The organism is Chryseobacterium sp. S0630 (assembly GCF_024158915.1).
In the GTDB taxonomy this organism is placed as follows: domain Bacteria; phylum Bacteroidota; class Bacteroidia; order Flavobacteriales; family Weeksellaceae; genus Chryseobacterium.
The window spans coordinates 83,062-106,526 of the sequence record NZ_JAMZGF010000002.1; the positions used below are offsets into that span (position 1 = coordinate 83,062).

Genomic DNA, 23,465 nt, shown 5'->3' on the forward strand with positions numbered 1-23,465 from the left:
CTTAAAATTTAAAGCTTACCTCAGCAACAAAATTACGAGGCATCTGAGCGACTACCACTCCCTGTCCTGCAAAATATTGTACATTACCCAGGTTATTCATTTTAAATCCTAATCTGTATCTTTCTTTTTCAAGGGAGATAGAAGCATTGATCAAGGTGTAAGCAGGGAATGCAAACTGTCCGGTTTTCACTTTGTTTCCGGTAATCTGTTTTCCTACACGGTTGACCCCGAAACCTACTCCCAATCCCTGAAGTCCTTTGATAGGAAGGATATAACTGATCCAGGAATTGAATACATTGGCAGGACCTGCAGATTCCGGACGACGTCCTTCTACATCTGCATCTGCTTTTTCAAATCTGCTGTGGTTATAGGAATATCCGGCCATAATGTTTAATCCCTGAACCGGATTCATGATGGTTTCAATTTCAATCCCTTTACTTCTCTGTGTTCCATCCTGAACAACAATATTGTATTCTTTTCCGTCACGGATTACGCCGCTTCCTCTCTGGATATTATCCACAAGAATATCGTAGTATCCTACGGTGAAATTAATTTTATTTCTCCAAAGATTTCCTTTGATTCCCACTTCCCACTGATTGGCCATCTGAGGTTTCATTTCTCCGCTAATGTCCGGTAGCTGCTGCGCAACAGGTGCTGTATAGCTGAAACCGTTCATATAGTTACCATAGGCAGATAACTGATCTTTAAGGATCTGGTATACGATTCCCACTTTTGGAGACCACGCAGTCTGCTTAAAATCACCGGTACGTTTATTATCATTCAGATTAAGCTGTCCTTTACTTTCGTAATGATCCATACGTAAACTTACTAAAGTAATCAAACGGTCGGTAATATAGGTTACGTTTGAAATATACGCCCCATAAAGATTTGCTGCAGATGTATTTCTTACTAAAGGAGTCTTTTTTAGATCAATGGCAGCCTGAGTAATGGCCTGGATTTTCTGAAGAGCAAGATCTTTAGAAATATTCGGATATCCTTCTAAGCTTTGTCCGTTAACATTATCAAAGACTACAATTGGAGAATGGTTATTGTTGATCGTCTGATTCAAATAATCCAATCCGATCAATACTTTATTTTTAATTTTACCGATGTTAAATTGTCCATTGAAGTTCTGCTGAATACTTGTAGAAGAAGCTTCTGAGTTCTGCCATTGTACGTTACGTTCCAGCATGGCATCACTTGTATTTCCTCTGATAAACTGATATTGATATAATCCTTCTGTTTTTCTGAAGTTTCTTGAAAGTAATGTCTGTGAAGTCCATTGATCTGAAATTTTGTAATTTGCTTCAGCTTTCACATTGATAGATGGCGCTTTTAAAGTCATATCATTGTTGGAATATGATCTTTTCCAGTCGAAGCCTAGTTCATCCGGATTGTGAGCAAAATAGGCTCTTGTTCTCGGAAGGAAAATAATCGGAGTATTTGTTCCTTCATAATTGTAAATCTGAGCTCCTAAGTTAAATTTCAATCTTTCATTAACCTGATAACTTACTGTAGGAGCTACAAAGAATGACTTCCTGAATTCAGAATCTCTGAATCCGTTCTGATACTGATAAGCAGCATTCAAACGGAATAACATATTTCTGGATTCTGTAATCGGTCCATAAACATCAGCGGTTACACGGTTCAGATTATAGCTTCCCATCAGATAAGAAGCCTCTCCTCCAAAATAATCTTTTGGTTTTTTAGTTACAGCATTAATCAAACCTCCAAAAGAAGTTACTGCACCTCCATACAATGTTCCTGAAGGACCTTTGATCACTTCAAGACGCTCTAGATCAGCAGGATCTATTTCTCCGTTGGTAGTTGCAGGCACTCCGTCTACCATGGATACTTTGGTAGGAAAACCTCTAAGGCTGTAATAGAAACTTCCGTCTCCGGAACCTCTTCCCGGACTTCCCTGCATTTTTACCATACCCGGAACGTTTTTCAATACTTCTGAAATATCGTAAGTAAGCTGTTCTTTCATGATCTGCTGGTTGATGCTTGTGTAAGCCTGTGGATTTTCAAGAACTTTCAAAGGCATTTTAGCCACTGAAGTACTGTCTTTATCCAAAAATTTATTTCTGCTCACTGCATATACAGTAATTCCTTCAATCACATTATTGTGTAAAGGAGCGTAGATCGCAGGAATTTCGTAGACATCTTTCTGAATGTGGATGGGTTCCCTCATCAGCTCGATGTCATTTAAAACCACCTGAAGTGTATATTCTCCAGGTGGCACATTTTCAAAGTAATATTCTCCTAAATTATTGGTTTTTGCCTGATAAGACGTGTTGACAAGTCTTAAAATAGCGTTTTTTACTGGTGCTTTTTCAGACAGCATGATTTTGCCATGAATTCTGTCGCCCTGCTGTGCAGAAAGCGAGTTTGAAGATAAAGCAAGACCAAGAAGTAATATAAGGGTTTTAGATGTTTTCATGCTGTAAGTTTTGTAACAGGGGATAGTTTATTTTACCGTTTTGTGATAATGGGAATGATTCTATACGTTCTGTGCGTACATATTGGGGATTAATACGCAGTTTATTTTTAATGATTTCGGTGATGATCTGAGGATCTATTTCCGGATTGTCATACAATACCACGATCTTTTTATCATTGGCATTCAGACATACGAAAGTATTGCCCTGCATTTCATTTTTAAGAATGAATTCTACCTCATCGAGATTAAGACGTATTCCGAAAAGCTTCATGATACGCTTTATTCTACCTGTGATGTAATAAATTCCGTTTTCACCTTTTCTGGCGGTATCTCCGGTATGCAGTACGGAAGGCTGCTCATAGGTAGCAAGATCTTCCAGTTTATTGGCATAGCCTCCGAAAATACTGACATGAGAAAACAGCAATTCATCCGTTTCAGGATCAATTTTGAAGCTTCCTCTTTCTACCACATTTCCGATTGATGTTTCTTCTTCCAGCAATCCTTCTGTGGTAAGATAAGCCATTCTTCCTCCTGCTTCCGTCTGACCATATTGCGCAAAGAAATCTTTTTTAAATTCATGACAATAAGAGAAAATAGTTTTTCTCAGCTCAGCGTTGATTACTCCTCCGGTATGGGTAAAATACCTCAGACTTGGAGAATCTTTTCTGAAAAATCCTATTCTGTTCAGATTTTCATAAAGAAAAGGAACTCCACCCAACGTACTGTAGCCATACTCCTCCATTTCATCCCAGAATGCTTTCTGCATAATGTCTTTATCTGTACACACAATTCTTCCGGCACGCATACAGTTGGTAGTGAAAATAGAGAATCCATATACGAAGTTGATCGGTACATTTAGAGGAACTACATCCGTTCCCTGAACCGGCATGTATTGAAGGATGCTCAATGCATTCTGATAAAGGCTTTCATCAGATAATTTAACAAGCTTTGGAACACCTGTTGTCCCTGAAGTACTCAAAAGGATTTTGATGTCAGGATGAATGGTAACTTCACTCTTATAATCATCCTTTGCAAAGATGCTGATGTTGTCTGAGAATGCTTTCAGAGTATATCCTTCAATGGCTTCTCTTTGGGGATCAAAGATGTATTTCGGACGGTATTCCGCCTCAATACGTTCTTTGAATTCCTCATGCAGTTTCTGCCCCAGTACCGCAATGGTGTGTGCTGTTCCATAAAAATTGAGCAGCACTTCAATACTTGACAACTGATTGTCATTGTATAAAAAGAGCAGCCCTTTTTCTACGGGGTTTAAGCCTAAAGACCGGTACAGCGTTCCTACCGGTATTGTTGTACCGGTGGAAGCATCTGTAACCCCCAAGTTCTTATTGGCAATTACATTTTCTAAAATTTTCATATGCTTAGTTTTCTACGAATACATCGTATTTTTTCATTTTTTCGCGAATCTTTCCGACGGTTCCCATCTCCAGAATATCGTTAAAATCAAACTTGATCTGATAAAACTGTTCAAGCGCTTCTACGATAAGAAGGTGAGACATAGAATCCCATTCCGGGATTTCCTGATACGTTAGTTTTTCATCTACCAATTCTTTCTTTATTGCGATGGCAGAGGCGATAATTTCATAAAATTCTTCTGTAGTGTTCATTTTAAATTTTTATAGTTTTCCATTTTCCATTTTTAAAAATCATGAGGAATAGCACAGCCAAAACAATTTCCGAAGAAACGATAGCAGTAAATATTCCTCTCAGTTCCCACTGAAACCTTACTCCTAAGAGATAAGCCAGCGGAAGCTGAATCACATAAAACATGACGAGGTACAGCAGTGTAACCTGCAGAATGTTTCCCGCCGCATTCAGAGCGCGGCTGATCACCATGGTGAAACCTAAAAGCAGATAAGCCATAGAAACCACATGGATGTATTGAACCGCATATCTGGCAACTTCCGGTTCTGTCGTGAAAAATTCCACTACATATTCCGCTGCAATCTGCCAGAATAAGGCTACAAGTACCAGATACGTCATATTGATCGTTCCGGCTCTCCAGACAGTTTTTTCAGCCCGCTCAGGTTCTCCGGCACCCAGATTCTGACCAGTAAGAACTCCCGCAGCATTTCCTATTCCCCAGGCAGGCATCGTTGCTACCGAAGCAATACGCTGGGCAATAATATATCCTGCAAGCGCAGTGGTTCCGAAAGTGGAGATAATCTTCACCATAATCAGCCAGCTGGATGTAGGAATGATATACTGAACCAATCCTCCAAAGGCAATTTTCAGAATCTTCTGCAGCAATGGAATATCAAGCTGTAAAGGAACTCGGATGATGATACTGGTTTTTCCGGACATCAACACGAAGGCTTGATATAAAACCCCTAATAGCCTTGATAAAACCGTAGCATAAGCCAATCCCATCAATCCAAAAGCAGGAATAAATCCTAATCCGAAAACAAGGATCACTGCAAAGATGATATTGGAAATATGGCAGATCCAAAGTGATTTCATAGCAATATCAGCGTCACCAGCCCCTCTGAAAAGTCCATTCACAGACAAGCGCAGAATCACAAGCCCGATACTCAGGAAGACCAGTCTAGAGAAAGAAACGCCTTCGGTCACCGTACTGGCATTGATTCCCAGAAAACCAACGATTTCTGATGCGAAAAAGCAAGAAACTCCACCAATAAGCACTGCAAAAAACAGAGCCAGCAAGATGATGTATTGGGCTGTTCTGCCCATTCCCTCTTTATCTTTCTCGCCTGCTCTTCTGGCAGTAAGGGTTGCTGCTGCAATTCCCAAACCTACTGCAATGGCATAAGCAAAATTGATATAGTTATCTGTAATTCCCACAAGACCAAGAACCTTGTCTCCTAATTTTGCGATAATCAATAGATTGACACTCACAAAAACAGATTCCATGACAAGTTCCATCACCATGGGAATGGCAAGACTAAAGATGGAACGGTTGATACTTCCGGAAGTCAGTTCAACTTTTTTTCCAGCTATGGCTCCATACGTAAAAACCGCTCCTTCTTTTAGTATATGCAGGAATTTCCTCATACTGCTGCTACTGAATTTTTATTGGCAATCTGATACAGCGGATTAGGCAGTGCTCCGTCTTTTCTTGGAATAGCAAATGCTTTGTTTTCACTGTAACCGTTATTTTTCAGACGCAGACTGTTGATATAGAATCTTTTGAATGCAGGCACGTACAGGTCATACTTTTCGTAACGTTCCTGAAGATGGGTATTCTCAGCTTTATAATTTTCTACACAGTTGTGAACCAGTTCCCAGAATGTCTCTTCATTAAAGTTGGAATAGGTATGCAGCGCATTCGACAGATATCTGAAGAAAGCATCAAAAACGCCAAGCAAAATAAACAACGGGATATTTTCTTTGTTGGAAGACTGAATCAAACCATCTGCAAGATGTGCAGGAAGCTTTTCTCTTGCCTCAGTGGTTAAAACAATATCATCCACAAAGTCTTTGATTACGATTCTCTTCGGAACTCCGTTTTTCAGAACCACCATAATGTTTTCTCCATGCGGTGTTACACATAGCGAATGCGTGTAATAGATATGCAGTAAAGGTGTAAGATAAGCATCAAGATAGCTTTCAATCCATTCTTTGATACTTACACCTGCTTTTTCCGCAAATGCCTGAACCAATGGAACTCCACTTTCGTCTACATACAGTAAAGAGGCCATAGTTACCATTTGTTCGTCTTCTTTCCGATAATTTTCAGCACTTTCTCTCCATAATGCTCCAAGGAATTCATTGTATTGATATGGTACGCTGGCAATAGCTCCATATTGTGGATGCAAATAAGTGATGGCAGCTTCTTCTCCTAAGAAAATAGTCTCTTTGTTCTCAAGGTAAGCATCATCTTTAATTAAGCCTTTTACCCAGTCTGTAATGGCTGGAGCAATTTTCATCTGTTTAGGTGATAATCCTCTGATATTTCCTGTGCTCAGAATAGAAACTGCCGTTTTCAGGTATCTCTTTTTAGGATGATCTACATTGAATAACGTTCGGATACTCTGCTGCGGACTGTAGGTATCACTACCTTCTCCTAATTGAATTAAAAGTCCGGAAGCAATATCTCCGGCAAAATGAATCTGAAGCTTATGCTCCCACTGCCATGGATGTACAGGGATAAAGTGATAATCTTCAACAACTTTTCTTTTACTCAACAGCTGCTGCTGAAAATCATTATATAATTCCTCTCCTATTTCAGAACGGTAAAACTCATCTCTGTTGATATGTTCCAAAGACTGGAATGATGATCTGCTTTTATGAGAAGCCAGCCAGATTACTTTTAAATTTTCATCGGCTTCAGGAGCAAATGTTTTAAGATCTCTTGGAGAAAAACCTAATCGGCTTTTGTTCACAATTACCCATGGATGTCCGGTCATATTATGTTCTACTGTTTGATAATCCGCATCCGCAAGCTCTTTTGAAGACATCACTCCTCTTGATAAGATTAAAGCATCACAATACAGCGTATGCAGTAATTCTTCCGTGTATCTTGCAATGGTATAAGGATCTAAATCGAATACAGACTGCATTTCCAGGAAGAAAGCCGCTACATCTACTGAAGACAAATCTTCACCGTTTTCTGTTTTTGTAATACTGTCTTTATCAATATGCCAGTAATCCATCATTCTTTCCTGTCCGCGGAAACTGTAGATAATATTTTCAACTCCTGTTTCAAGGGTAAAAACAGTATATCCATTTTTATTTTCAAAGGTTATCACAGGTTTTAGAAGCTCTTCGTGCATCAATTCTGCGATGGTTTTGGCCATTAGGTTTCTGTTGGCCTGATTCCAGTTTTCCTGGCTTACTGTATTTTTTAAGTTGGTGTTCATTTTTTGATTAAATTTTGGCAGTTGGTAAATCAGCATATTTTTCTACATCGAAATCCTGGAAAGCAATTTTCTTTTCAATTTTATAGTGCTCTCTTCCCAGAATATCATTGATGATGTAGGAATTACGGTAAGCAGCCATTCCCAGATCCGTAGAAATATAGCTGTGGGTATGAACTTCAGCATGAAGCACATAGATTTCTCCTCCGTTGTGATCTATTGAATAATTTCTGTTGACATCAAACAATCCGCTGGAATCTCTCTTGATTCTATCCTGAATATTCTCTAAGAATGCAGGCTCATGATAACGGTATCCTGTTCCCAGAATCAGATAATCAGCTTCCTGATCATAAGGTACTTCCTGTTCCAGTTGGGTAAATTCAAGATTGATGAAATCCGGATTGCTGTTGTCTACTCTATTCAGCTGGCTGTTAGGAATAATTTTAAGATTAGGATCAGCGTTGTCGATATTCAGATCATAAATAAAATCGTAGATATCATTAATCAGATCATAATTGATTCCTTTAAACTGAGCTTGCTGTTTGCTTAAAATGGTTTTCCTTGCAGATTCGCTTCTGTTGTAGAAATATTCTACATAATCAGGCGAAGTAAGCTCCAGTGTCAGTTTAGAATATTCCATAGGGAAAAATCTGTCCGGACGGGAATACCATCCCAGTTGTGTTTCTTCATTTCTGTTTTGAAGAAGGTCATAAAAAACTTCTGCCGAACTCTGGCCAGAACCGATAATCGCTATTTTTTTACCCTGAGCCAAAAGCTCTTCTTTTCTGTACAGATAAGAACTGGTATGAATAACACGGGAATCATCTTTCGGAATGAAAGAAGGAATATGAGGCTGGGTTCCCGTTCCTAAAATCAGTCTTTCCGTTTTGAAAACCGTAGTTTCTTTGGTTTTTGTATGAATAGTCGTTACATGATATAAACCCTCTTCATAAATAATATCTACCACCTGAGTAGAGAAACGGCATTGTGGAAGCTGTTCAATCACCCATTGGCAGTAACGGTTGTATTCTTTTCTCGGAATGAAAAAATCTTCTCTGATAAAAAACTTATAGAGTCTTCCTGTTTCTTTCAGATAATTTAAAAGACTTAAAGGATTTGTAGGATCGGCCATGGAAACGCAGTCGCATAAAAATGGAGTCTGCAGGGTTACATGGTCAATCATCAGTCCCGGATGCCAGTCGAAACCATCTCTCTGGTCCAGGAAAAGGGTTTTCAGTTCCGAAATCGGATTAGATAATGCGGCAAGTCCCAGATTGAAAGGGCCTATACCTATGCCTATTACATTGTATACGGCTTCGTTAGTCATTTTTTGTGATGTTTGTGGTGATTTGTACCTCTTTATTCTGTGGGAATTTTTCCCAGTACCATTCTCTGTAACAGAAGTTCAGATTGGCTTTTTTATGAGGCATTTCTATTACTTTATCTACTTTGAAGCCTACATGAGCTTTATTCATCATAGACGCAAGCGAGTCTACAGATCCTTCGCCTACCATTTTTCCTACCTGTGGCTGTGCAAAAACATAATCAACCATAGATTGAGTAGATGGAGATACAAATTTCTTTTTAGGATCAATAGGTGCAATAAACTGGTGCGTTCCGTAATCGGTAGGCAGTACTTCATAATAATCGCCTACAATATCTCTGCAAGCCCAATACACCTCGATATTACATGAAGGTTCATCGTTTCCTGCAATGATATAGCTGTGTGCTTCATCACTTGGAAGCATCAGTCTGTAATAGGTTTCCAGCTCGTCAATAGGCCAGTTCATCTGCCAGATTTTTACGGCATGTTCACGGTTGAACCATTCATGAAGCATTTCAAGGTCGTTTTCAAGATCTATAGGACGCATGCTCATCGTTACATCCTCTTTCTGGAAATATCTTTTAAAGAAAACTTCTGTTCCCTGCGGATTGATTAGCTGATCCGAGAAGAAATGTTTGTGAAGAAGATTCGGAACTTTAGCATAAGAAATTGAAGAAGCATTCACGCCTCCGTCTACATCAGCAACTGCCGACTGAAGGTTTGATTTTACTGCCCAATATCTTTGATTCAATGCATAATCTGTTAACGATGAAGGTTCAGTTTCATGAAGATTTTCAAACTCTCTGTACAGAATATGGATTAATCTTCTTTCTTTAACCAATCCTGTTTTACCTATTGAAGCAATCAGTGCGCTCAGATTACTTACCAGAAGATGGTGAGAAATAATGTCAAGAAGACGCTCATCTCTGATGAAAAGATCTTCCACTTCAGGATAATCTTTAATTAGTGATTCATATTTTTCTTTAAAGCTTTCTTTGATCAGATATCCTTGCCCGTCTCTTACATAAATAGACTCAGGAAGGAGCTGATTATCCAGCTGTACAAGAAGATTCTGCTGATGAACTTCAGGAGCCATCCCTGATTGATTGTACAGTCTGTTCAAAGGAGAAAGCAATAGGTTTACATACTTTTCAAACCAGATAATAGCTGCTTTTTCTGCATCTACACCCAATTGATTTGCAACATTCTTAAAGAAGTGCGTCGTAAAATTGAAGCCGTCTGTAGATTCATCCTGACAAAGCCTTGCCAGTAGAATCACTTTATCTTCATTGGAAAAAGGATTTTCGCGAAGCAGTATATTCAGACTGTCCATATTCTTCCCTTCATAATGAACGCTTAACGTGGATGGTTCCAGCAATAATTTAAAATTCGGGAAGTTTTGTTCAAATGAAGCTTTTTGATGCTGCCACCAGATTGCGGAAGCATATCCTCTGTTGAGATCTTTTAAGCTGTTTGTCCTCACAGAGCCTGTCATTAAAACATGCAGAGAGAATTTCAACATCCAGCTGAAATCCGGATTGTATACCGTTCTTATGGAAGATGTTGCATAAAAATCCTCACCCAATGGCCCGATGTGAATAATTTTCCCGGAACCCAACATTTCAGGGTATTCTGCTGTTGATAAAAGATATTGTGCCTCCCATGGATGGCATGGAACTATATAAAAATCATTGATGTTTTCAAAATCGTAGCTTTCCGGAAGTGAAGTCCATTTTTCGAAGATTTCCTTTGCTGAAATTCCTGGAAGGGATTTTTCTGTGATGCAGTCTTTATGAATCAGGAAATAATCCAGCTGAAATCCTTTTCCGAATTCAGGGCCGTATAAAAACTGTTCTTCCTCAGAGAATCCCATTCTTGATTTGGTGAAAGGATGCAGATTGTGCCCGGCAGGAAGCATTTGCTCAGATTCAAGAAAAGAATACGTTAAAAGCTGATCATCCTGAAGACAAGCTTCTGTTGTCAGTTCCAGATTTCTTAAGCTGCTTTGAATTCTTTCCACAAAGTTTCTGAAACCCGTTTCGTTTGTAGTCTCAGAAAGCTCTTTGTAAACCAGCTCAGTAAGCTTTTGATCATTCACTTCAAAAACTTCCTGATTTTGGTGATCTACTGCCCACAAAACAGGTCCGTATTCATGAAAAAGAGTTTCGGAACGATAAGAAACCGGAGCAAATAAAAACAGTCCGCTTTTCTTCATTTCAAATCTCATAAACAATGAATAATCACTGTTCTGAAGAGCTTTTGCTGTCAGAAGATCATATTTTGGAACGCCCTGATAGAATTTTCCGTTTCCCAGTTCTCTCAACATTCCGTTCAACAGAATTCTGAAAGTAATTTCCCGGGCTTTTTCTCCTGTTCTATTTTTCTGAATTAAAGTCTTTTCCATGATTTTTGATTGTGGTGAGAATTTGATGAATGTCTTCTGTAGTCGTAATCGGGTTCAGGAATGTAAACTTCAGATAGAAGTTTCCATCCACTTTTGTACTTGCTACAAGGATTTCTCCGCTGTAGAACAGTTTCATCTTGATGTATTGATTCAGGGCATTCAGATCACTGATTTCCGGATTTACATATCTGAAAACAAGAACACTTAAGTCAGAATCTGAAAGAAGTTCAAAATCTGCATCTTCCGTAATCATTGCAGCTGCATCTTTTGTAAGATCAATCACAGTATCTGTATATTCTGCCAATTGTTCTTTCCCCATCATTCTTATCGTAAACCAAAGTTTTAAAGCATCAAATCTTCGGGTACTTTGCGTAATGGATTTATTGATCTGTGCCGGAATTTCCTCTTCGTCCATTTCTTTCGGATTCAGATAATCGGCGTGATGTTTAAGAATCAATAGTTCTTTTTTATTTTTAACAATGAAAGCACTACTGCTGATAGGTTGGAAGAATGATTTGTGGTAGTCAATCGTTACAGAATCTGCTCTTTCGATACCATTGATCAGATCACGGTATTTCTCGCTTAATAATAAAGCACAACCGTAAGCAGCGTCTACGTGCATCCAGATGTTATATTGTTCTGCAATATTCGCGATATCATCCAGTGGATCAATATTTCCAAAGTCTGTGGTTCCAGCTGTAGCCACAATACCAATAGGAATATTTCCCAGCTGTTCTTCTCTCTTGATATATTTTTTCAAAAGAGAAATATCCATACGGAAACGGTCATCTGTAGGAACTTTAACAATACTTTTCTCACCCAGTCCCATAATGGAAGCATTTTTCAGATTGCTGAAGTGAGATTTATCTGAAACAAATATTCTGAAACGGCTTGCCTCCGCTGGCAGACCATCCATTTTAATATTGTGGTTGTATCTTTTCTGAGAAAAACAGTCACGCATCATGACCAATCCCATTAAATTACTCTGTGAGCCTCCCGCAGTGAAAACACCGTCGCTTTCATTTGTATTATATCCGATCTGACCGGCAGTCCAGTCGATCAGTTTTCTTTCCATAAAAGTTCCTCCAGCACTCTGATCATAAGTATCCTGTGAAGAATTGATGGCACTTACAAGAATTTCTCCTGCCAATGCCGGAATTACTACAGGACAATTAAGGTGAGCTACATATTGTGGAAGGTGAAAAGCTGTGGCATGTTTTACATAAATATCATCTACTTCTGCCAGAAGCTCATTATAATTAGAAAGTTTTTGATTAAGATCAATCTGTTGTACCATTCCTTTCATTGTTTTGGCTTCTATACCACTGAAAGGCTTGTTGTTTCTGTGTAGAAATTCCTGAACCAGGTCTAAAGTACTATTGACAGCATTACGATAATGATCATAATTGTCAGGATGAAAAATATTCCCAAAATTCCCCGAAATGTGAGGTGAAGTTGTGCTTGCGAGCTCTTCCAGGGATATTAAATTGTTGTTCATAAAAGTTTTGTAATGTGATTTTTTAAATCTGTGAGTTGTTGTGGTTTTTTCGATATACGATTGTATATATCTGATAGTCAGGTTTTTAAATTTTACATTTTTTATTATAATTTATTTGGTGATTACGTAATTATTACTAAATTTGAACCGGCTATTGTTATTTAGAATAATTAAAAACAAAGATAAAAATTATTACTTAACACCAAATTTTTTTTAATGAATTCTACAGAAATTTTAGATAAAGACTGTTTAACAGCGGTAAAACTGCTTCCTACGGTCATAGAAGTCACCTCTCAGGAAAGAAGAATGATAAAAGATGCGGCGCTGCATCTTCAGAAAAAGTATGACAATTATGAAAACCGTGATTTTATAAAGCATGTCCATCAGCTGGCGTCTTATTTCTTACCGGAGAGAATTTTAAACATAGCGGCTGATTTTGCGAGTGACTTTTCAAAAAATCAGTATGGTGCCCTGATCTTTACAGGATTAATGGATATCGATCAGGAGGATATAGGCTCTACCCCTCCCAATTGGCAGGCGGCAGATTATTCAAAATTTAATTTATATGGTTTTGCATGTGCACTTATTCATGGGGCACTTCCTTCCAAACCTGTACAATATTATTCACAGCGTAAAGGAGGTGGATTGATCCATGCCATTATTCCTGATGAGAAAATGAAGGAGACACAAACCGGATCAGGATCTTCAACAGATTTATATGTACACACTGAAGATGCTTTTCTGAAACATCAGGCTGACTATTTAAGCTTTATGTATGTAAGAAATGAGGAACAGGTTCCTTCTACGCTTTACTCTATCCGTTCTCATGAATCTATCGGGGACAATTACAGACCTCTTTTTGATCGTATTTATAAAATCCCGAAAGATGCCAATCTGGAAACGGCAGAAAATGAAGAAGAAACATTAGATTCTGTATTATATGGTAATTATAGTCTTCCGTTTATGAGATTTGATGCTGCCGAGCAGCTTTTCAATTCCAGTATAAGGCAATCGGATGAAGCACAGAATACACTGCATGAGTTCTGGGAAGAAGCCAGACATTTGATCTACTCCGGATTTACACCTCAGGCAGGAGATGTTATTCTGGTAAATAATCATTTATGTGCTCACGGAAGATCTGCTTTCCGTGCGGGAGTACGAAATATTGACGGTATAGAACAGCCGTGTGAGAGAAGAATCATGCTTCGTATGATGAGTAAAGTGAGTCTTATTGATATGAGAGCACACACGCTTACGGAAGATCCGTTCTTTGTGATAGAAGAACATTTAGGTAAAAACTTTCAACACTTTTAATATGCTGACTTGTTAGCAATTTTTAACATCAATCAATCGAAATCCTTTTTGGGCATAGCTCAAAAGGGATTTTTTTATTTGATTTTAAGTTTTGGCTAAAGCCGTTGGAATTTATATTTAATTATTAAAACGGGCTAAAGCCCGTTCCTATTGAATATTTAAAACATTCAATGTTTTATGATCCTATTATTATTTCAAAAAATTTCATACAGGTTTTATATCAATAGAAGTGGGCTTTAGCCAATTAAAAGTCATTTTGCTTTCTTTTATCTTCTACTCATTCCCTGATCCATGTTAAGGTTTGAAACCTTGACTTGGATAATAATTTAAAGGAATTTTCATAAAATTGAATAAATTATTCTTTTTCATGAAACATATACTGTTACCATACGACAGATATTAATGGAAATTAACAAATAAATATTTTCTTTAAAAACTATTCATCATGATACAATCAACAAAATTATTTACAAAAAAAATAATCAGTCTTCCGCTGGTATTATTTGCCATGGGAACTTATGCCCAGAATGAAGCGAAAACACTGGATAGCCTCTTTACAGCTCTTCATAGCCAGAATAAATTCAACGGAAATGTCCTGGTTGCTGAAAAAGGTAAACCTATTTTTGAGAAAAGCTATGGACTTGCTGATGAAGGAAATAAACGTAAACTTGATGTACAGAGCACTTTTGAACTGGCCTCTGTATCCAAACAGTTTACAGCAATGGGAATTGTTCTTTTACAGAAGGCAGGAAAGCTAAACTATGACGACAAAATATCAAAATATCTTCCTGAACTGGCCTTTTATGATAAAATTACAGTGAGAAATCTTTTGAATCACACCGGTGGACTTCCCGATTATATGGATTTGTTCGAAAAAAACTGGGATAAAAGTAAATTTGCAGTAAATGATGATATCATCAAAGAATTTGCAAAATATAAACCTACACTGGAATTTGAACCCAATCAACAGTTTGAATATAGTAATACGGGATATGCTTTTTTAGCAAGCATTATTGAAAGGATTTCTAAAAAATCTTTTGGAGAATTTTTAAGCCAGAATATTTTCAAGCCACTGGATATGAAACATACATTGGTATACAGGAGTCGTTATCAGCCACAGTCTGTTTCCAATTATGCTTTAGGGTATGAAACTGCTGAGTCAGGTAAAAAAGTCCTGCCGGACAGTCATGGAAAAGAATATTACACCTATTATCTTGACGGAATTGTAGGTGATGGGATGGTAAATTCTACCCTGGAAGATCTTCTTAAATGGGACAGAGCCCTTTATACAAACAAGTTGGTGAATGAAGATGATAAAAAACTGATATTTAATGATATTACTACAGCCAATGGGAAAGCAAGTAATTATGGATTCGGATGGTTTGTTAAGAAGACTTCCAAATATGGAAAAATAGCCAATCATTCCGGAGGCTGGGCAGGGTATGCAACCTTCATAGAAAGGCATCTGGATAATGACAAAACTTTTATTTTACTTCAAAATAACAGAACTCCACTCACTAAAATTCCATCAGATGATATTCGGAAAATACTTTATCATGAAAAACTTGGATCTGAAAATCTGAAAAAAGCCAGCCTTTCTGCAGATCAGCTTCAAGCTTATTCTGGAGTATATGCTGCTCCCAATTTCCCGATGAAAATAAAAATATTTGTTCAGAACGGAGCTCTTTACGGACAGGCAGAGGGTCAAAACGCATTTGAGCTCACTGCTTACGAAAATCATATTTTTAAATTTGACAGTGCAGATATAAGAATGGCCTTTGATCCTTCAAAAAAGACAATGGATTTCACGCAGGGAGGCGCTTCAAAATTCACGTTTTCCAAAGAAAAGTAATACGAATAACAGGTTTTGGCTAAAGCCAATATTATCATAAAAAATAGATAAAGCGGGCTAAAGCCCGCTTCTATTGATAGAAAAACTAATCAATATTCAATAGGAACGGGCTATTATCCTGAGCATAGTCGAAGGAAACCCCGTTTAATAATTAAATATAAATTCCAATGGCTTTAGCCAAAACTTAAAAGGTTATAATTTACTGTTTAAAGAACCTGTCAAACAAAGACAATTGCTCAGACAATGATCTGCTCCAGTATTCGGTAACATGTCCACCTAAAGATTCGGTGTAAAGATGCTGGATTTTCATTTCTGTCAGTTTTTTATGAAAATTCCGGTTCATCGTAATCATTTGGGTATCTTCAGTTCCACAATCGAAAATATATTGCTGTCCTGCTCCTGCCATTACCTTTATTTTACTGTCCGTAAGATAATTGGGATTAATAGACTCCAGTGGTCCGAGTACTTTATTCACCATATATTTTTGATAGCCTTCTCCGAAAGAATTGAAATCCAACGCTCCGCAAGAACTACCTACGATACCAAATGTCTTATTATAAGTAACTCCGATATTGGTTGCCCCATAACCTCCCATACTCCATCCCAGAATTCCACGGAATTTTTTCTCTGCTTTCACCGGATAATTTTTATCAATAAACTCTACCAATTCTTTTCCTATAAAGGTTTGATATTGAGAATCTTTAACGATCGGACTATCTACATACCAAGAGCTGTAATTTCCATCCGGAAGTACATAGATCGTTTTCAGTTCTTGTGCTTTTTTTACCAGATCCGGTAGGTCCTGCTTAATGATTCTGTCCGGATTTCCACTGAAACCATGAAGGATATAAACAGACGGATATGTTGTATTGGGTTGAAGATTGGGAGTAATAATTACTGTTTTGATTTTCTTATTCATTTTCGGACTGAAAATTTCCTGATGAATAATTTTTTGTGCTGATAACTGAATACAGGCGGTCAGTACAAATACAATGTTGATAAACTTCTTCATGTTGCAAAATGTTTAATTAATGATCATCACTGGTCTCTAAATGACAAAACACATAGCGTACCAATGACCTTTTGACACAACAAAATTGCAGTAGAAAAAAGAGAAAAGCCTCAACATATGTTGAAACTTTTGTTAATTTATTTTGTTTTTGAGATGATTAGATCCGTTAATAATTAATATCTCCAAAGCATCAACCCTGCCTGATAGCCTGTTCCCAGCGTCCATATGAGAATATAATCTCCTTTTTTCAAACGCTTTACTTCTTTTTGGTATTTGTCTAAAGCTAAAAATGGACTGGAAGCTCCCGTATACCCAAGCTCTTTAGAATAAAAAGGAATTTTTTCTTCCGGTAGCCCAAAGTAATCACGGATCATATTGATATTCTTTATAGAAAACTGTGAAAATAAAAATAATTCTATCTGCTCCAGACCTATCTGATTGTGCTGTAAAAACTGATTGATATTATCCAGTGCAAAATTAACACTTCCCATTCCGTCAAAAATCCGGTCCCAGGTTGTAAGATCCCCATGATGATGTCCGGAATTTCCTTTAGGCGGGTACAGTACGGTATTGCAAAAGCTGCTGTCTGTATGATATAATACATCTATTAACCCTGAGGTAGCATCGCCGTCATTTTCTACAATGAAGGCAAAAGCAGAATCTGAAAGACAAAAAGCTGTTGTCGGATTATCAGGATCTAATATCGTCGAAAATTTTTCAGCACAAACGACTAAAGCATTTGCCCCTTTGTCAGTTCCTTTTAAATATTTTGATACCTGATCCAGTGCTATAAATCCTCCGATACAGTTGGCGTTAATATCATAACATAAAGTATCTGGTTTTCCCTGTAATGCATGATGGATATGGATAGCATCACAAGGAATATGATGTTCAGGAGAGCTGCTCACAAAAATAATACTATCTATATCGAGAATAGAAATATTACTTTCATTAAGAACCCCTCTTCCTGCTTCTATTCCCATGGAAAGTGAAGTTTCAAAAGAATTCTCCGGAATAATAAAACGGTCTTCCCTCCCTAAAGCATTCTGGATTTTTTGCATTGAAATTTCCTGGAGTTCAAAGCGCTCAATAACAGCAGCATTATTTTCTACAAACTCAGGATGATAGAAATACATGTGGTGTAGTTTCATGATTGGTTACTATTTAAATTATATCTATTATTTGTGATATAATACAAAGCTAACACAATATCAAAATATATCCCAATAACATGAAATATATCATTTAATGTCTGATCATTAAAAGTTTATGGTAAAATTTAATCAGTAATTATCTCCGTGGATATCCTTTTTTATCCGGCTTAGTTGTGTAGGCGTAATTCCCAGATAAGAAGCAATATGATGCTGTTTCAGTCTGTTATATAAAGACGGGTTTCCCAGTAACTGTAAATATCGTTTTTTTGCAGTTTCATATTTCAGGGAGACTTCCAATGGTTCTTTTTTTACCACCCAGTTTTTCTCCAGATAATAGAGATGAAAAAGAGCCAGGTCATGGTGCTTTTCCAACAATTCACGGTAGGCTTTTGCAGGATATTGTATCACTGAGCAGTCTTCCAGGGCTATGATATTGAAATCACTTGGCTCATTTTTAATAATGGCCGCTGTGGAAGCTACAAAACTGTTTTCTTCGAAGAAAATTTTATAAATATTATTTCCCAGCTCGTCTACTGTATAATACCCTATCAGTCCGGATTTGATGAAATAATAATATCTCGCCATGGATCCGGATTCCAAGAGAAGATCATTTTTGTGATAATATTCTTCCGTACAGATATCCAATACATCTTTAACCGTTTCTTCGGATAAAGGATAATATTGATTAATATGCTTTAGAAATTCTGAATTGCTCATTTTGGTAGACATCATTATCTGTGAAAATCTGTGGGCAAAAAGTTAGTCCAACATTTTTTTCATCATCAGATCTGTCTGTTCTTCTTCTCCCAATCTGAAAATATGTTTGTCAAACTCAACAAATCCATTCTTTCTGTAAAATTGTAAAGCTCTCTGATTTTCCTCCCAGACTCCCAGCCACAGATAGGATTTCTTGAGTTGCTGAGCCGTTTCCAAAGCCTGATCATACAGCAGCTGTCCTACTTTTTTACCATGATGGCTTTTCTTCACGTAGATTCTCTCAATTTCAAGACTGGTAGCATCCTGAAGTTCTGTCTGAGCATTTCCTGCATTTACCTTCAGATATCCTACTGGATTGTCTTCTTCCCAGGCAATATAGAAATGAGAATCAGGATTATTGAGTTCAGATTTTATTTTTTCAGTATTGAAGCTTTCCTCCAGATACTTTTTCATGGCCTCCTCTGTATTATCTTCTGCAAAAGTTTCAGAAAATGTCTGTATTCCCAAACTTTGTACAATTTCTACGTCTTCAGCCGAGGCTTTATTAATAATGATTGAGCTCATGATGGTAAAGATTAAATGTTATGAAAAGAGTATTTTCTTAAAAGCTTCAGAAGCCAGATGAACCTGTACACTCCAGTCGTCTGCCGCATCACTTCCGGCATCATCGGAGATATATTTTAAACACAGGAACGGAATGTTTTCCTTTTGAGCAATCAATGCCAACGGATAAGCTTCCATATCTACAATATTATAATCGGTTTCAGAGTGGTTCATTTCAAAACTGTCACCACTTCCGCAAACACCTTCTTTCAGGGTATCCATTTTAAGACCATATTCCAATACAGGCGGTACTCCGGATAATGGTGTTTCATACAATTGGAACCCTAATCCTCTTACATCCATATCTCTCTGGATGAATTTTGTACAGCATACTACTTCTCCTTTGTGAAATCCTTTACTTCCCGCAGAACCTAAATTCACAATCAGTTTAGGTTTTCTTGTATGAATTTCTTTGGTTAATTCGATCGCTGCATTTACTTTTCCGATGCCGGTAATTAATTTGTTTTTATCGTCGAAAACGGTTCCTGCTTCGGAATCTAATGCAAAAACAAAAAGGGTATCATCAATTGAATAATGACTTTCGTTGTTAATTTTTATCATTGAAAAATCAGATTTATACAGATGTTGTCACTGTGTAACAAAGATACGAGACTCTATTCAATTAAAAACCCCAAAATAAAACTATTTTGGGGTTCTCATATCTTAGATGCTGCATCCATCTGCATCACAGGAAGCTCCGTTTTCACCGGAAATATCCTTAAACGGGCTCACTGTTTCTTTATACGTCTGCTGAAGGGCATTTTCAAATACTTCTGCAGGCTGCGCTCCGGAAACGGCATATTTTCCATTCAAAACGAAGAAAGGAACTCCGGAAATTCCGTTGTTTCTCGCCTCCTGAATATCCTGGTTGACTTCATAATCCAGTTGATCTGTTGTAACGGCCTGTCTTGCTTCTTCTTTATCAATTCCTAAACTTTCAGCAAGATCAATCAGAACTTCTGTATCTCCCACATTTTTACCATCAATAAAATGGGCAATAAATAATGCTTCTTCCATTTCATTGGATTTGTTATGCTTTTTAGCTAAATGAAGCAGTTTGTGGGCACTGAAGGTATTGGTGATCAAAGTTTTCCCAAAATTAAAATCAATTCCGGCTCCTTTTCCCATTTGAGTTACCTGTCCAAGCATTTGGGTAGCCTGAGCTTCAGGGAAACCTTTCTTTTCTCTGAAATATTGCAGGGTATCCTGAGTTTCTTTCGGATCTAAGCCTGGATCCAGTTGAAAACTCTTCCACTCTACTTCTACTTCATCTTTAAAAGGAAGTTTATTCAAAGCCTGTTCAAAATTGTTTTTTCCGATATAACAAAACGGACACATCACGTCCGACCAGATTTCTATTTTCATTGTATTTAATTTTACATCAAGAAACTGTTTAAACTTATCAAAAAATATTCAATATCTATTAAAATCATTAAGAAGGATTTAAGAGATAAAGTATAATTAAGATGAATCATTCTGATTTTTAAGCTTAAAGCAAAGCTCATCTTAATACTCTTAAACTCTCATTAAATCTTAATGGTTCAAAAATAAAAGCTTAAACCAATTTCAAATTAATAGTACAAAGATACTGTATTTTATTTAATGTAACAAAAATCATTACAGTTTAATTCTGACAGGTGGAAAGTACCTGACTACGCTTCTCTACGATCCCTTTTAGAATCATCATTGCAAAGGCAAGAAGTCCAAAAACAAGACCTATCCAGGGAGTATACTCTACTCCTTTTGTAACGATAACCCATCCTCCGATTGTAGTACCCACCGTTACTCCAAGATTTCCGAAAGATGTAGCAAGACTATTAGCAAATTCCAGTGATTCCGGTGCTGAAGAGATCATGTAAGTGGATGCATTCAAAAAGCTTGGTGAATACAGAAATCCCCAGATTCCGATAACAGCAATCGTTGCCCATGCATTTCCGTCAGAAAAATAGAGAAGAACTGGTACTACAATAGTTCCGGAAAGGAAAATAGCGGTTGTACCTGCGACATTTCTATTCAGCATTTTTCCGGCTACTCCATTGGCGAATACTCCGATAATTCCAAATAATAAGAGCATATAGCTTACCATTGAAGTATCCATTCCTTTGGCTTTGTTCAGATAATCTGCAAAATAACTGTAAGTAGAAAACCAAGCCGTAATCATGAAAAAATTAGTCAGTGTACTGAGTATAAAAGGAGGTTGCTTCAATATTCTGATCTGATTTCCATAAGACTTTTTCTCTTTCACAGGCATTGAGGGAAGCATAAAATAAATGACTACCAGGGCAATCAGACTCACCACAGTTTGCATCATAAATGAATATTCCCAGGACCAAAGCCCCGCTATCCAAGTAGCGAAAGGAACTGTAGTTACCATGGCAATGGCTACTCCATTAAAAACGATTCCCATAAGCTCATTCTTTTTCCGTTCATCTGCCTGAGATATCGCCACAGATAATGCGGTCGCAATATAAACAGGCTGAAGAAATGCAGGTAAAATTCTCACCAGCATCAACAGCCAGAAAGGAGGTGAAAAAGAAGATACAAATCCTGTAATCAGAAACATGAAAATAGCAGTGAGCATTATTTTCTTACGGTCAAAACCTGAGGTAAGCAAGGTCATAAAAGGTCCTGTAAGAGCAATGATTAAAGCAAAAGCACTCAAGAGATATCCAGCTTTGTCTATACTGATTTTATAATGCTCAGCAATTTGCGGGAGAATTCCGATGACACCAAATTCTGTTGTAATAACGGCTATAAATCCAAGACATCCAATGTATGCATATTTCTTCATGATCCTCTTATTCATCAGATTTTAAGTTTTGATGGGCAAAATCAGTCATTTCATCCACCGCCGACTGTACTTCTTCCAACAGTTCTCCCATATGCATAAATCCGTGAACCATATCTTTGTAGAGGCTTGTTTTAAGCTTAACACCTGCATTTTTCATGTTTTCAGAAAGCTGTTTCCCATCATCCAGCAAAGGATCATGTTCTGCCAGAATGATTAAGGTAGGTGGTGTTTCTTTAAAATCTCTTATCAAGACAGGAATTGCCAGAGGATTTTCTTTCTCTTCTTCCGGAAGATATCCTGCCCAGGCTTCTATGCCTCCTTGTTTATTAAGAACCGGGCCGTTTTCATAAGTTTCCCAGGTCTTTGAGTTCAATTGATTGTCTACAGCAGGGTAAATCAAGGCCTGAAATTTCAATTGTTTTCCAAGCTGAGTAGAAACTGCCGTTGATAAAGCTGCTCCGGCACTGTCACCTATGATTCCAACCTTATCAGGATCGATTCCTAAAGATTCTGCATTTTCAAATACCCATTTTACACCATCAATACAATCATTTAAACCAGCTGGAAAAGGATGTTCGGGAGCAAGACGGTAATCTATAAAAATAACGACTGATCCGGTTTTATTGGCCAGTTTACGGACTACAGCATCATGAGTCTCATACCCACCAGCAATAAACCATCCTCCATGAATATAAATAATAGCTGACGACTGTTGAGCTTCTCTTCCTTTGGGACGGTAAATTCTGATAGGAATCTGATGATTTTCCTGTGGAATATGCAGTTCTTCAATCATCGCTACTGATTCTTTTTTCCCGCTAAGCTGAAGAGACATGGTTTCAAGAAATTTGCGTGCTCCGTCTAAAGAATCCTGAGGATTGAAGGGTTGTATGGTTTCTAAATGATTTAAAATCTGCGTTATCTTAGGTGTTAATTGCATTGTATTTTGATTTAAATTGTTATTGTTTCTGCTGAGAACATGAGCGCTATAGTTCTTCTATTACAGTATATTTTCTGTTTTGTTGAACAAAATTAAATCTCAAACCTTACATTTGCATTGTATACAGCTAAATGTATGGTACTAACAAATTTGTAAGTAATGGGCAAAATAAAAGAAAACTCAACGAATAATATCAACAAACAGTATATCCAGGGATGTGATCTGAGCTATGCAGTATGCAAAATCGGAGGGCGTTGGAAGCTTATCATTTTAAACAAGTTAAAAGACGGAAAATTACGTTTCAGTGAGCTTAGAAACTCCATTTCAGGAATAACGGAAAGAATGCTAACCCTTCAGCTGAGAGAACTTGAAAAAGAAAGCCTGGTAAAAAGAACTGTTCATGCTGAAGTTCCGCCAAGAGTAGACTATGAACTTACAGATATTGCCAGAGAGCTGATCCCTATTTGGAAGCAGCTTGATGAATGGGGTGGAAAACACAGAGAAATGATGCAGGCACAGGAAAATGTAGAAGAATTATCATAAAAAGAGGCTGTCCAAAAAGGTCAGCCTCTTTTTTTTTG

At 37.5% G+C, this 23,465-nt stretch carries 19 protein-coding genes; 3 read left to right on the forward strand and 16 right to left on the reverse strand.

All coding sequences use genetic code 11. The features are described from left to right. Nucleotide 1: 1 nt before the first annotated feature. From NK356_RS01280 to NK356_RS01315, 8 genes are read right to left on the reverse strand one after another with little or no spacing between them, the layout of a single operon-like run. On the reverse strand, nt 2-2,443 hold the full coding sequence (locus NK356_RS01280; RefSeq protein WP_081906507.1) for a TonB-dependent receptor: 2,442 nt from the start codon (nt 2,441-2,443) through the stop codon (nt 2-4). Further along, entirely contained in the window at nt 2,430-3,818 is a 1,389-nt protein-coding gene (locus tag NK356_RS01285; RefSeq protein ID WP_253316011.1) for an AMP-binding protein, read from the reverse strand. The genes NK356_RS01280 and NK356_RS01285 overlap by 14 nt, the downstream gene beginning before the upstream one ends. A gap of 4 nt (nt 3,819-3,822) precedes the next feature. Then, entirely contained in the window at nt 3,823-4,068 is a 246-nt protein-coding gene (locus tag NK356_RS01290; protein WP_002979498.1) for an acyl carrier protein, read from the reverse strand. 1 nt (nt 4,069) lies between these two features. Further along, nucleotides 4,070-5,473 carry an MATE family efflux transporter gene (locus NK356_RS01295; RefSeq protein WP_253316012.1) on the reverse strand — a complete coding sequence of 468 codons (1,404 nt, stop codon included), beginning with the start codon at nt 5,471-5,473 and terminating at the stop codon, nt 4,070-4,072. Continuing rightward, nucleotides 5,470-7,281, reverse strand: a complete 1,812-nt coding sequence (locus NK356_RS01300; RefSeq protein ID WP_253316013.1) for an IucA/IucC family siderophore biosynthesis protein — start codon at nt 7,279-7,281, stop codon at nt 5,470-5,472. Before NK356_RS01300 ends, NK356_RS01295 begins: the two co-directional genes overlap by 4 nt. Nucleotides 7,282-7,288: 7 nt before the next feature. Next, nucleotides 7,289-8,605: a lysine N(6)-hydroxylase/L-ornithine N(5)-oxygenase family protein gene (locus NK356_RS01305; protein ID WP_253316014.1), complete on the reverse strand. Its 1,317-nt coding sequence runs from the start codon at nt 8,603-8,605 to the stop codon at nt 7,289-7,291. Then, a complete protein-coding gene (locus NK356_RS01310; RefSeq protein WP_253316015.1) occupies nt 8,598-11,006 on the reverse strand; it encodes a GNAT family N-acetyltransferase in 2,409 nt (802 codons plus the stop codon). The genes NK356_RS01305 and NK356_RS01310 overlap by 8 nt, the downstream gene beginning before the upstream one ends. Next, nucleotides 10,978-12,504, reverse strand: coding sequence for an aspartate aminotransferase family protein (locus NK356_RS01315; RefSeq protein ID WP_034698137.1), 1,527 nt, complete (start codon nt 12,502-12,504; stop codon nt 10,978-10,980). Before NK356_RS01315 ends, NK356_RS01310 begins: the two co-directional genes overlap by 29 nt. 216 nt (nt 12,505-12,720) lie before the next feature. Between NK356_RS01315 and NK356_RS01320 the strand changes: the two genes are divergently transcribed. Then, nucleotides 12,721-13,818 carry a TauD/TfdA family dioxygenase gene (locus NK356_RS01320; protein ID WP_034698140.1) on the forward strand — a complete coding sequence of 366 codons (1,098 nt, stop codon included), beginning with the start codon at nt 12,721-12,723 and terminating at the stop codon, nt 13,816-13,818. Between the two features lie 445 nt (nt 13,819-14,263). Further along, entirely contained in the window at nt 14,264-15,670 is a 1,407-nt protein-coding gene (locus NK356_RS01325; RefSeq protein ID WP_253316016.1) for a serine hydrolase, read from the forward strand. Nucleotides 15,671-15,869: 199 nt separating this feature from the next. Here NK356_RS01325 and NK356_RS01330 read toward each other — a convergent pair whose 3' ends face one another. The 8 genes from NK356_RS01330 to NK356_RS01365 form a co-directional block, all read right to left on the reverse strand. Next, a complete protein-coding gene (locus NK356_RS01330; RefSeq protein ID WP_034698143.1) occupies nt 15,870-16,682 on the reverse strand; it encodes an alpha/beta hydrolase family protein in 813 nt (270 codons plus the stop codon). A gap of 173 nt (nt 16,683-16,855) precedes the next feature. Next, the gene (locus tag NK356_RS01335; RefSeq protein ID WP_034698146.1) at nt 16,856-17,833 is read right to left on the reverse strand and encodes a 3-oxoacyl-[acyl-carrier-protein] synthase III C-terminal domain-containing protein; all 978 of its coding nucleotides are present in this window, start codon (nt 17,831-17,833) and stop codon (nt 16,856-16,858) included. A 132-nt stretch (nt 17,834-17,965) separates the two neighbouring features. Next, complete coding sequence (locus NK356_RS01340; protein WP_034698377.1) at nt 17,966-18,553, reverse strand: Crp/Fnr family transcriptional regulator; 588 nt, start codon at nt 18,551-18,553, stop codon at nt 17,966-17,968. A 42-nt stretch (nt 18,554-18,595) separates the two neighbouring features. Beyond that, entirely contained in the window at nt 18,596-19,117 is a 522-nt protein-coding gene (locus tag NK356_RS01345; protein ID WP_253316017.1) for a GNAT family N-acetyltransferase, read from the reverse strand. Between the two features lie 18 nt (nt 19,118-19,135). After that, on the reverse strand, nt 19,136-19,717 hold the full coding sequence (locus NK356_RS01350) for a nucleosidase (RefSeq protein ID WP_253316018.1): 582 nt from the start codon (nt 19,715-19,717) through the stop codon (nt 19,136-19,138). 102 nt (nt 19,718-19,819) lie between these two features. Beyond that, nucleotides 19,820-20,521, reverse strand: a complete 702-nt coding sequence (locus tag NK356_RS01355) for a DsbA family oxidoreductase (RefSeq protein ID WP_034698156.1) — start codon at nt 20,519-20,521, stop codon at nt 19,820-19,822. Nucleotides 20,522-20,780: 259 nt separating this feature from the next. Continuing rightward, on the reverse strand, nt 20,781-21,947 hold the full coding sequence (locus NK356_RS01360) for an MFS transporter (RefSeq protein WP_253316019.1): 1,167 nt from the start codon (nt 21,945-21,947) through the stop codon (nt 20,781-20,783). A gap of 7 nt (nt 21,948-21,954) precedes the next feature. Further along, complete coding sequence (locus NK356_RS01365) at nt 21,955-22,884, reverse strand: alpha/beta hydrolase (protein ID WP_253316020.1); 930 nt, start codon at nt 22,882-22,884, stop codon at nt 21,955-21,957. Nucleotides 22,885-23,043: 159 nt separating this feature from the next. Here NK356_RS01365 and NK356_RS01370 point away from each other — a divergent pair, with 159 nt between their 5' ends. Next, the gene (locus NK356_RS01370) at nt 23,044-23,427 is read left to right on the forward strand and encodes a helix-turn-helix domain-containing protein (protein WP_034698162.1); all 384 of its coding nucleotides are present in this window, start codon (nt 23,044-23,046) and stop codon (nt 23,425-23,427) included. Nucleotides 23,428-23,465 lie beyond the last annotated feature (38 nt).